8 protein-coding genes and 1 pseudogene are annotated in these 11,108 nt (G+C 72.7%); 7 read left to right on the forward strand and 2 right to left on the reverse strand.

Annotated elements, in window-relative coordinates; genetic code table 11:
- Positions 1 to 271 precede the first annotated feature (271 nt).
- Positions 272 to 811 (forward strand): hypothetical protein, encoded by a 540-nt coding sequence (locus ACRYR7_RS21225; protein WP_432574101.1) that lies wholly within the window; start codon positions 272 to 274, stop codon positions 809 to 811.
- Positions 808 to 1,398, forward strand: coding sequence for a hypothetical protein (locus ACRYR7_RS21230; RefSeq protein WP_432574102.1), 591 nt, complete (start codon positions 808 to 810; stop codon positions 1,396 to 1,398). Before ACRYR7_RS21225 ends, ACRYR7_RS21230 begins: the two co-directional genes overlap by 4 nt.
- Before the next feature lie 633 nt (positions 1,399 to 2,031).
- Here ACRYR7_RS21230 and ACRYR7_RS21235 read toward each other — a convergent pair.
- Entirely contained in the window at positions 2,032 to 3,033 is a 1,002-nt protein-coding gene (locus ACRYR7_RS21235; RefSeq protein WP_432574103.1) for a helix-turn-helix domain-containing protein, read from the reverse strand.
- A gap of 326 nt (positions 3,034 to 3,359) precedes the next feature.
- Here ACRYR7_RS21235 and ACRYR7_RS21240 point away from each other — a divergent pair, with 326 nt between their 5' ends.
- From ACRYR7_RS21240 to ACRYR7_RS21260, 5 genes are all read left to right on the forward strand, one after another.
- Positions 3,360 to 6,260 carry an AAA family ATPase gene (locus ACRYR7_RS21240; RefSeq protein WP_432574104.1) on the forward strand — a complete coding sequence of 967 codons (2,901 nt, stop codon included), beginning with the start codon at positions 3,360 to 3,362 and terminating at the stop codon, positions 6,258 to 6,260.
- A gap of 646 nt (positions 6,261 to 6,906) precedes the next feature.
- Positions 6,907 to 7,803, forward strand: a complete 897-nt coding sequence (locus ACRYR7_RS21245) for an alpha/beta fold hydrolase (RefSeq protein ID WP_432574105.1) — start codon at positions 6,907 to 6,909, stop codon at positions 7,801 to 7,803.
- 5 nt (positions 7,804 to 7,808) lie between these two features.
- On the forward strand, positions 7,809 to 8,756 hold the full coding sequence (locus ACRYR7_RS21250; RefSeq protein ID WP_432574106.1) for an alpha/beta hydrolase: 948 nt from the start codon (positions 7,809 to 7,811) through the stop codon (positions 8,754 to 8,756).
- Positions 8,756 to 9,580: an alpha/beta fold hydrolase gene (locus ACRYR7_RS21255; RefSeq protein WP_432574107.1), complete on the forward strand. Its 825-nt coding sequence runs from the start codon at positions 8,756 to 8,758 to the stop codon at positions 9,578 to 9,580. The genes ACRYR7_RS21250 and ACRYR7_RS21255 overlap by 1 nt, the downstream gene beginning before the upstream one ends.
- Before the next feature lie 288 nt (positions 9,581 to 9,868).
- Positions 9,869 to 10,669, forward strand: a complete 801-nt coding sequence (locus ACRYR7_RS21260) for an MBL fold metallo-hydrolase (protein WP_432574108.1) — start codon at positions 9,869 to 9,871, stop codon at positions 10,667 to 10,669.
- Positions 10,670 to 10,690: 21 nt separating this feature from the next.
- Here the strand turns inward: ACRYR7_RS21260 and ACRYR7_RS21265 are convergent.
- Positions 10,691 to 11,108: pseudogene (locus ACRYR7_RS21265) on the reverse strand (IS5/IS1182 family transposase); the annotation flags it as partial.

The following is an 11,108-nucleotide window of genomic DNA, read 5'->3' on the forward strand; positions in this document are numbered from 1 at the left end:
GGAAGGGATCCGGAGCACGAACGCCCCGGTCGCGGACCTACCTGTGCGAGCAAGCTAGCAGCGCCCCAGCACCAGCGGCACGAGTCGTTCCCGGCAGCTCGGACACCTCGCGCGGTGGGCGCGCTGGTCGGTTGAGACCGCCGTCACTTCCAGGACGACCCATCCGGGCGGCAGGCACGCCCACCTGTCGACCTGCGCGTACCCGCCGAGCACGGCGATCACCTGCGCACCGCTAGTGACCAGGTGCTGCGGTGTGCGGCACGCTGAGCGGGTGAGCAGCGCCATCTCCTCCTCCTTCGACCGGCAACTGGGAGCCCTCGTCCACGGCCCGTGCGTGCTCAGCGCCGGACCGGGCATCGGCATCGGCCTGCGCTGCGCCTTCGCCCACTCCGACGGGCTGCTGCTCTCCATCGAGGTCAAGGCCATCGGCCAGGCCGCCCGCGACGCCTACGAGTCCGACAGCCACCCCGGCAGCCGCAGCGGCCGCCGGTACCGCCCCCTGCTGCCGCGCAGCGAGGTGCGCCTGAGCGTGCCCGCCTCGGCGGCCGGGACCACCCCGGACGGGCAGCCCTGGCTGCGCCTGGAGCACCACTCCAACAGCAGGGCCCACACCGCCCGCGGCGCCTCCGGCGACGGCCCGGGCACCCCGGCCTACATCCAGGACCTGGACGTGTGGTGGCCGACCCTGCCCGAAGATGCGCGCCTGCCCCTTCAGGCCGGCTGGCCCGAGCTGGGTGCTCCGATGACCACCACCGTGCTGCAGCTGCAGAACCTGGACCAGCTGGCCGAGACGGTGGTGAGGCTGGAGTGAGCAGCGAGCCCCCGCGCTCCCCGCGCCTCCCGCAGTCCTGGGAGCCGTGGCGACGGCCGTGGAAGCCGTGGCGGATCGAGGACTCCGAGGACACCTGGTCCAGCCTGGGCGCCATCGCGCACGGGTCGGTGCTGCTGGCCAAGGTGCCCGGCATCGCCATCGGGCTGCGCTGCCTGTTCGCCCACCCCGACCGCCTCACCGCCTGGCTGGTGGCCCGCGCCGACGCCGCGTTCATCCCCCAGGTCCTGCCCGCGCGCAGCGAGGCCGAGGCCGCCGTGCAAGCCGAGCTGTGGCAGCACTGGCCGGGATCGCCCAACGACCCCCTGGTGCACGCCACCGTGGACTTCGTGCCTCAACGCTTGGTCCTGGGCGAGCGCAGCGACGCTCACGGCGACGGTCGCGTGGTGCACATCTCGTGCGCGGCGCGCATCTTCGGGATGCCCACCGACGGCAAGCTGGGCTTGGAGGTCTCCTGGGGGCCGGCGCTGGCACCGACCTTCACCACGTTGGACCTGCCCGGCCTGCACGAGATCGCCGCCAGTGCGGTGCGCTTCGTCGACGACGAGCCGGCGTCCCCACCGACCTGAGGCGGAACGGCACCGGGACGGTGCCTCAGCCGGTCCGGCCTGCCGCCGCGGTGCACGTGCTCGCAATCACGGCCGCCTCGCAGTCACGGCCGTGCGTGAGTGCAGCTTCCCTCCCCCGACTCGTCGCTTCCGCGCCAGCCCGACCGGGGCGGAGGGACGCACCCCCAGGTCCACGTGGCGAACCTGGCTGCGCACCTCTGGCTGCGCACCTCTGGCTGCGCACCTCTGGCTGCGCACCTCTGGCTGCGCACCGGCGCGTCCAGACCGCGGAAGCGATCACGCAGCCGCGGCGGGCAGGACGCTCACGTCGGCCACCAGCACACCATCGGGCGGGCCGAGACCACGCAGGAGGTCGCCGGCGCGCTGTCCACGTCCAGGTCCGCCTCCGGGTCCACGTCCGCGCAGCAGCACCACTGCGCCGTGGACGCACCACCGCTGAGACGGTGAGGGCGAGCTGGGTGCGGTGGGGTGGCCACGATGCGCGGTGTGATGGTCCCGGTGCGGCGGCTCCGGTGCACCAGATGAGGCATCGCAACAGGCAGAGGAGAGCAGGGGCTGGTGGCCGGGCGCAGTGGTCGGTGCTCGCCCGTCAGCAGTGCTCGAGCCGAAGCAGCGCCACCGGGCGTGAACGGCTCAGGACGTGCTCACCCGCGGCGACGATGCGGGAGTCGGTGTGCTCTCGATCGAGGTGGCGCACAGGCTCTGCCACTCCCGCGGGGACAACCCGTACTGAGCCCGGAAGCGGCGCGCGAAGTGACGAGCGTCCTTGAACCCCCAGGAGGCGGATACGCGGTTGACCGCTCCCCGGTCGTGGGCCAGGGAGGCCAGGTCTCGACGGCACCCTTCGAGCCTGCCCCGCATGACCCACTCGGCCAGTGACTCGTCGTTGCGTGCGAAGGCGGTGTACACGCTGCGCGTGGACACGCCGAACTCCTTGGCCAGCCGTCCAGCGCTCAGGTCCGCCTCTCGCTGGTGCTGCTGGATGAAGGCGGTCAGGCGGACGAACAGCGACTGGTGCAGCACCTCGGCGCCGGTAGCGTCGTCGGCGTCACCGACGGAGGCGATCAGTGCCCGCACCAGTTCAGTGGTGGAGGTCCCCAGCATCCCCAACGCCGGGCCGGCGGGCAGGGAGTCGACGGCGCCGGGCAGTTCCAGGAGGTGACGACGCACCAGGGAGTACAACGGGCTCTTGGGAATCAGTGGGACGGCCTTGCGCACGGCGTCCACGGACAGGCCCAGCAGGCAGTAGTCGATGGTGACGGCGTGGACCGAGGACTCCCCGTCGACGAGCAGGTCGTAGGGGGAGGTCAGATCGATCAGTTGCAGCTCCCCCACCTCATCAGCGCGCACCAGGTCCCGGTGCCGCAACAGCATTGACCCGCGGGTGGCCACCCCCACCGAGATCCGCTCGGTCGTGTCCGAGGCCAAGTGTTGCCGTGTGCGGGTCAGGCGGTGCCCTCGGGAGACGTGGTGGATCACGTGGGCTCCGGCCTCCAGGTCCCAGCGTTCGATCCGCGAGGACGCATCCGGTGGCGCCCACACCCGTGCGCGCGAGACGGCCCCTTCGAGGGCGGAACGCACCGCTTCGGCCCGCTCAGGAGCCGGCAGCGAGCTGGTGTCCAGCAGGACCGCCATGACGCATGCCTCCACAACCAGCCGACCGACCCATCAGGACCTTCCTGCTCGAAGTCCCGATGCTCACGTGCGTGGCCAACCTCGCCGTCACCCCACGGTAGGTGGAAGCCGACCCCGGCACCAGAGCCGCCACCTCACCGTCCGCAGGGGCGCTCGTGCGGCGTTGGTGCACTCACAGACCCGTTCGCAGCACTGTCAGCCCCCCTGGTGCACTGTGGGACCCCTATCCTCCCGCTGTGGAGACGGGAGGATCGGCACCAGGAGCGTTGCGCACCCCCGAGCCGCCGGGAGCATCGAGGGCTCCCATCGGTGTGTGGCGAGACGACGTGGGGCAGCTGCACGGTCGTGACCGCGAGCTGGAACTGCTGCGGGAGCTGCTGCACGGCGCCAGCAGGGGGCAGGGAGGCGCCTTGGTCGTTCGCGGAGAGGCCGGGATCGGCAAGTCCTGCCTCCTGCGCGCCGCGCACCAGCACGCTGTTCAGCACGGCTTCGACGTGCTGACCATGGTCGGCACCGAAGCGGAGACGGCGCTGCCGTTCGCCGGGCTGCACCAGCTGGTGCTGCCCGTGCTGGACCAGGTGCAGAACCTCACCGCGCGGCTGCAGCGGGCAGTGCGCTCGGCCTTCGGAGAGGACGACGCGGCCACCGACGTGTTCACCCTCGGCCTGGCGGTGCTGGAACTGCTGGAAGAGCGAGCGGCCTCCAGCCCTGTGCTGCTGCTCGTCGAGGACGCGCACTGGCTGGACCCGGAGACCCTGGAAGTCATCGGCTTCGTCTGCCGGCGCCTGCGCGATCAGCCGATCGTGGTGCTGGCGGCGGTTCGCGCTCAGCACCAGGGCGTCTTGAACACCGCCGAACTGCCGCAGTTGCTCCTGCGCGGCCTCGACGAGCAGGCGTCGCGGCAGCTGCTGTTCCAGGTCGCCCCGACCTTGCGAGCCGATGAGCGTGACCAGGTGCTGGCCGCAGCCGAGGGCAACCCCCTGGGGCTGGTGGAACTGCCGGGCTGCCTGGACGCCACGGGTGAGGTGCTCGTGGAGACGCTGACCTTGAACGAACGCCTCACCAACGCCTTCACCGACCGCTTGGCCCTGCTACCTGCAGCCACCAGGTCACTGCTGGTGGTCTTGGCCGCCGACTTGAAGTTGCCGCTGGCCTCGGTCGTCGCCGTGGCCCGCCGGGCCGCCGAGGACCCGCTCGCTCACCGGGACGGCCCGGTGAGGGCGCCGAGCACCACAGGTCCAACACCTGCTGCAGCACCAGCCGGCAGCGGTCACGTGGTCTCGGACGGCACCGGGCACAGTGCTGGAGGCGGTGCTGGCGGCGGTGCTGGGGGCAGTGCTGGGAACGGGAGCAGCGCCCAGGTCACCTCGGCACTGGCCGAGGCCGTCGACGCCGGGCTGTTGCTGACCGAGGGGCACCGGATCCGCTTCCGTCACCCGCTGGTGCGCTGGGCGGTGTACTCGTCCATGAGCATGGTCGAGCGGGTCCGGGTGCACTCGGCGGTGGCCGACCTGCTGATCGACGACCCGGACCGGCGCGTGTGGCACCGCGCGGCGGCCACCCTGGGCCCGGATGCGACCGTGTGCGCCGAACTGGAGGCGGCAGCCGACCGAGCCGGCCAGCGCGGGGCCCTGGGGGCCAGCGTCAGCGCTCTGGAGCGGGCGGCGGTGCTGAGCACCGACGCCCCCCGTCGCACCGCCTTGCTGCTGCGGGCAGCCGAGATCGCCTCGCAGCTCAACGACCGCACCCGGGCGGCGGCGCTGGTGGCGCGAGCCGACTGGCACAGCGCCGACCTGGCCGGGCAGGCGCGGCTGACGCTGGTCCAGGACATCATCGAGCCGGGCGACCTGCGCGATCCCGGCCGGGTGGACACGCTGGTGCAGCTGGCCTGCCTGCTCGTGGACGCCGGCCAGCACGACCTGGCCGTGGCGGTGTGCTGGCGGGCCGCCTCCCGCTGCTGGTGGGGTGCGGTACCCGAGGACAGCGGCGGTCAGGTGGTAGCCGCCTTCCGCCGCATGAACCTCGGGGCCGACGATCCACGCACCCTGGCGATCGAGGCCTACGCTCAGTCGGAGACGCTGGGAGCCACCGTGCTGCAGCGCCTGGCCCACCTGCTGCCGGACCGCTCCGACGTCGACGGGATGCGGTTCCTGGGCAGGGCCGCCCTAGTGCTGGGCGACTTCGTCACCGCCTCCTCCTACATGGGCACCGCCGCGGCCGGCTACCGCGTACAGGGCCGGGCGGCGCTGCTGGCCCGCACGCTGTCCTCGGTCAGCTTCATCCGGTTGTGGTTGGGTGGCTGGCCGACCCTGCGCGCCGACGCTGAGGAGGCGTTCAGCCTGGCCGGGGAGTCGGCCGACGCGTTCTGGGCGCTGGCCGCCCGGGCCACCCAGGCCCTGCACGAGGCCATGCGCGGTGACTCCGTGGCCGCCACCGCCCACGCCGAGCAAGTGCTGGCCGACCCCCACGCCGCCGGGGTCCACTTCGTCGCCGAGGCCGCCCAGCACGCCCGGGGCCTGGCCGCGGCCTTCGAAGGCCGGCACGAGGAGGCCTTCGAGCTGCTGCTGGGCTGCTTCGACCCCACGTCGGCGACCTTCCACCCCGACATGTCGGGCTGGGCGCTGCCGGACCTGGCCGACGCCGCCGTCCGCAGCCGGCGCGTCGAGACGGCCCGCAGCATCCTGGTGCGCTACGACGCGCGCAGCCGCAAGCTGCCCTCCCCGGCGCTGGTCGCCTCGGTGGCCTACGCCCGGGCCGTCCTGTGCCCAGAGGCTGAACGCGAAGCCGCCTTCGAGGAGGCCTTCAGCCTGGACCTGACCGCGTGGCCGGTGCACCGCGCCCGGCTGCACCTGGCCTACGGCACGTGGCTGCGCCGGCGCCGGCGCATCCTGGAGTGCCGCGGTCCACTACGGGAAGCACGCGACGCTCTTGACGCCTTGGGAGCCGGGTGGGCGCGCCTGGCCCGCGAGGAGTTGCGGGCCAGCGGCGAGGACAGCCTCAACCCTGCGACCCCCGGCCGGGAGCGCCTGACGTCCCAAGAACTGCAGGTCGCCCTGCTGGCCGCCGACGGCCTGAGCAACCGCGAGATCGGCCAGCGGCTGTTCCTGTCCCACCGCACCGTCGGCTCACACCTGTACCGCACCTACTCCAAGCTCGGCATCAACGGGCGTGCTCACCTACGAGCGGCCCTGGACCAGCTGCAGCACGAGGATCCCCACCGCCCCTGAACCTCAGCCGGGCAACCCTTCCGGCCGCGGCGCCACCGCGCGTTGAACCGACACGGGGTGGGCACCCCTGCCGCACAACCCCTCCTCACGGCCTCGTCGACGCCGAAGTCCTCCCCGGGTGCTCAGTGGCCACTGCGTGCGGCGCCACGGCTTGTCCCACGCTGCCCGCCCCGCTGCCCACCCCGCTGCCCACCCCGCTGCCCACCCCGCTGCCCACCCCGCTGCCCACCCTGCTGTCTGGCTCATCAGCCCGTGCCCGAAGCCAAACGCCAGTCCCCGACCAGTTCGCAGCGCCACCGCTGAACGCCAGGGTCCAGCCCTGGCCGGCCCGACGACTCAGCGGTACAGGTGCCGGTGGGCCGGCGCGGCTCAGTCATCGACGGTCGAACTGCAGTCGCAAGCTCAGTCGAGTGGCGCATACCAGCAGCAGTACAACCAGCGGGAAGCTGACCGCGTCACCACCGAGGGCCGGCCCGCCCACCCGGTGAGCGGGCCGGTCTCCCTGATCCACCACCACAGCCAGGTGCCACAGGGTCCTGCACCCGCACCCGCACCCGCACCCGCGCCTGCACCCGCACCGCGAGAAGCGGTGCACCCGACCCAGCGACCGCGCCGGTCCACCCCCTCATCGAGGAGCTCGAGCGTCGTGAAACCCGAACCGCACACCGAACCGCGCCCCGAAACCTCTGCCACGCCCCGTCCCGAGGTCCGCCACGCGCGCCGCCCCTTGCTGGCCGCCGCCCTGGCCGCCCCGCTGGCCGCCTTCGGCGCCGGCACCAGCGCCGCCGCGGCACCCGCAGCAGCACCGGCCGCAGGTGCCGGGCGCGGCGAGCCCCACGCCAGACCCACGATCGTCCTGGTCCACGGCGCCTTCGCCGACGCCTCCGGGTGGGGGGCGGTCATCGAGCGCCTGCACCGCCGCGGGTACACCGCCATCGCCCCGGCCAACCCGCTGCGCGGCCTGGCCTCGGACGCCGAGTACCTGCGCACCTTCCTGTCCACCGTCCCCGGACCGGTCGTGCTGGTCGGGCACTCCTACGGCGGCGCCGTCATCACCAACGCCGCCACCGGCAACCCGGACGTCACCGCCCTGGTGTACGCCGCGGCCTACGGCCTGGACGAGGGCGAGTCCGTCGGCGCGGCCAACGGCCTGGGCGGTGGGCACAGCGACGTCGTGGACAACCTGGTCCTGCGCCCCTTCCCCGGCAGCGGGAAGCAGGACGCCGACGCCTACGTGGACCCCGCGCAGTTCCGGCGCATCTTCGCCGGCGACCTGCCCGAGGAGCAGGCCGCCGTCCTGGCCGCCACCCAGCGCCCCGGCGTGCTCTCCTCGCTCATCGAGCCCTCCGGGACCCCGGCGTGGAAGGACATCCCCTCCTTCTACGTCGTGGCCACCCGTGACGGCCTCATCCCGGTACCGGCGCAGTTCGCGATGGCCGAGCGCATGGGGGCCAGGACCACCAAGGTGCGCAGCTCGCACGTGGTGATGATGAGCCACCCCGACGAGGTCACCGCCGTCATCCGCGACGCGGCCGGCCGGTGAGCACCGTGCCCACCGACCCCGCACCCGACCCCGCACCCGGCCCCGCAGCCGAGGGCCGCACCATCGTCTTCGTCCACGGCCTGTGGCTCAGCTCCGCCTCCTGGGCCGCCTGGCGCACCCGCTTCGAGGCGGAGGGGCACACCACCCTGGCCCCGGAGTGGCCCGGCATGGACGTGCCGCTGAGGCAGCTGCGCGAGCGCAGCCGCGGCCCCGACCGCGCCGACGACGTGGGCCTGACGCAGATCGTCGACGCCTACGCCCGCACCATCGCCGCGCTGGCGCAGCAGCCGATCCTCATCGGGCACTCCTTCGGCGGGCTGATCGTGCAGCTGCTGCTGGACCGCGGCCTCGGCTCGGCGGGGGTGGCCATCTCCCCGGCCTCCATCAAGGGCGTCAACCGGTTGCCGCTGAGCACCCTGCGCAGCGCCTGGGCGGTGCTGCGCAGCCCCGCCAACCGCCACCGCACCGTGGCGCTGAGCAGGAGCCAGTGGCACTACGCCTTCGCCAACACCCTCAGCCGCGCCGAGTCCGACGAGCTGTGGGAGCAGCACTGGGCGCCCACGCCGGGACTGCCCCTGTGGCAGGCCGCCACCGCCGCCCTCAACCGCCGACCCGCCAACGCCGTCGACCTGGCCAACCGCGACCGGCCGCCGCTGCTGATCCACGCCAACGGCGCCGACCACACCGTGCCCGCCTCCGTCAGCCGCGCCGTCTACAGAGCTCAGAAGAAGACCGGCGCCGTCACCGACATCCACGAGTTCCCCGGCCGACCGCACCTGTCCGCCCTCGTCGACGGCTGGCAGGCGGTGGCCGACGACGCCCTGCAGTGGGCGCTGCGCTTCCCCGGCACCGCCCACGGCACCAGCCGCACGACCAACCGCACGAGCAACCGCACGAGCAACCACGTCACTTCCCTCCCGCCCGCGGGCGCGAGCACCGGAAGGAGGCCCTGATGGGCTTCGTGAGGACCTCCGAGGGCAACGACATCTTCGTCAAGGACTGGGGCCAGGGTCGCCCCGTGGTCCTGGCCCACGGCTGGCCGCTGAACAGCGACAGTTGGGAGGCGCAGCAGTACCAGCTGGCCGACGCCGGCTACCGCGCCCTCGCCCACGACCGGCGCGGGCACGGGCGCTCCAGCCAGGTCTGGGACGGCAACGACATGGACCACTACGCCGACGACCTCGCGGCGGTCCTGGAGGCCCTGGACCTGCGCGACGTCACCCTGGTGGGCTTCTCCACCGGCGGCGGGGAGATCAGCCGCTACATCGGCCGGCACGGCACCTCCCGCATCGCCCAGGCCGTCCTGGTCTCCGCCGTGCCGCCGCTGATGGTGCAGCGCGAGGACAACCCGGGCGGTGTGCCCATCGAGGTCTTCGACGGCTTGCGCGCCGACTCGCTGGCCGACCGCTCCCAGCTGTACAAGGACCTGGCCGCCGGCCCCTTCTTCGGCGCCAACCGCCCCGGGGTCAGCGTCTCCCAGGGCGTCCAGGACGCCTTCTGGCGCCAAGGGCTGCAGGCCGGGCACAAGAACGCCTACGACAGCATCAAGGCCTTCTCCGAGACCGACTTCCGCGACGACCTGGCCGCCTTCGACGTGCCCACCCTGGTCATCCACGGCGACGACGACCAGGTCGTGCCCTTCCCCGTCGGCGGGAAGGCCTCCGCCGCCCTGGTCGAGGGAGCCGAGCTGATCGTCTACGAGGGCGCCCCGCACGGCATCACCGACACCCACAAGCAGCAGCTCGGTGATGACCTGCTGCGCTTCCTGAAAGGCTGAGAGCACCGTCGACCACACCTGAGGACGGAACAGCGCAGCACAGTTGATCACAACGCAGCACAGCGCACCACAGCACGGGGCAGGACAGCACAGGGCAGGACACCGCTGCCGGTGCCCCTCACCGCCCGGGGGGGCGCCGGCAGCACCCAGCACTCCTCAACACCCGGTAGCACCAGCGCCGCTCACCACCGCTCTGCACACCGCCGCACCGCTCAACCTCGCGCTGCTCACCGCCGCCGGCTCGTCGAGCCCGGCACCGCGTGCACCGCGCGGCAGAAGGAGATCGCCGTGAAGGACGTCCGGATCACTCACATCGGTGGGCCCACCGTGCTGCTGGAAGCCGCCGGCTGGCGCATCCTGACCGACCCCACCTTCGATGCCCCGGGACGGCGCTACTCCTTCGGCTGGGGCACCGGCTCCCCCAAAATTACCGGACCCTCGATCCCCGCCGAGGACATCGGGCCCATCGACCTGGTGCTGCTCAGCCACCACCACCACGCCGACAACCTCGACGACACCGGTCGACAGCTGCTGGACCTCGCCGGCGCGGTCATCACCACCCTGCCCGCTGCCCGTCAGCTGCAGGGCCGTTGCCGTGGTCTGCTGCCCTGGCAGGAGACCACCTTGACCACCCCGGGGCGCCAAGACCTCACCATCACCGCCACCCCCTGCCGGCACGGACCGCGCTTCAGCCGGCCCATCGCCGGAGCGGTGATCGGCTTCGCGCTGTCCTGGCCCGGTCAAGAGCACGGCGTGCTGTGGATGACCGGAGACACCGTCCTCTACCACGGCGTGCGGGAAGTACCGGCACGCTTGTGCGTCGACACCGTGCTGCTGCACCTGGGACGGGTGCAGTTCCCCACCACCGGACGCACGCACTACAGCATGACCGCACAGGAGGCGGTCGAACTGTGCACCCTGATGCGGCCACGGACGATCGTGCCCGTCCACTACGAAGGATGGGGACACTTCCACGAAGGACGCGCCGACGTCGAACACGCCTTCGCCGCCGCACCGGCCGACCTCAGCAGCCGCCTGCACTGGCTCCCCCTTGCCTCTCCCGCCCCCACGGCGGTCCGTCGTGAGTAACAAGCCGTTGCACTGGTTCGTAGTGGGTAGTCGTCGGGCACAGATCAGCGTGACCGCCAGCCGGGCCACCGCGGTGATCGTGGTGCTGCTGGTGTCGTAGCACAGCGCCGGGCGCTTGTCGCTGAGCAGCCAGCTGATCGTGCGCTCGAGCCCCCAGCGGTACCGGCCCAGCCGTTGGCTGGAGTCCACACCGATGCGGGCGGTGCGCGAGGAGGTGCCCCGCCGGCGCAGGTAGGCGCGGCACCGCCGGTTGCCGTAGCCCCGGGAGGCACCTCCCACGCGAAGCGTGGGAGCGGCGTGCAGCTTGACCGGGCGCCGGCGCCGGCGGCGGGGCCCGCGGCCGGCGCCCGTGACGCCTCCCAGACCCAACAGCATCCGAGCCAGGAACAGCGAGAAGATGCGCTTGGGGCCGCAGAGCACGACGTTCATCGGCAGCCCC

The sequence above is a fragment of the Kineococcus gurbantunggutensis genome (assembly GCF_050871925.1).
Taxonomy (GTDB): Bacteria; Actinomycetota; Actinomycetes; order Actinomycetales; family Kineococcaceae; genus Kineococcus.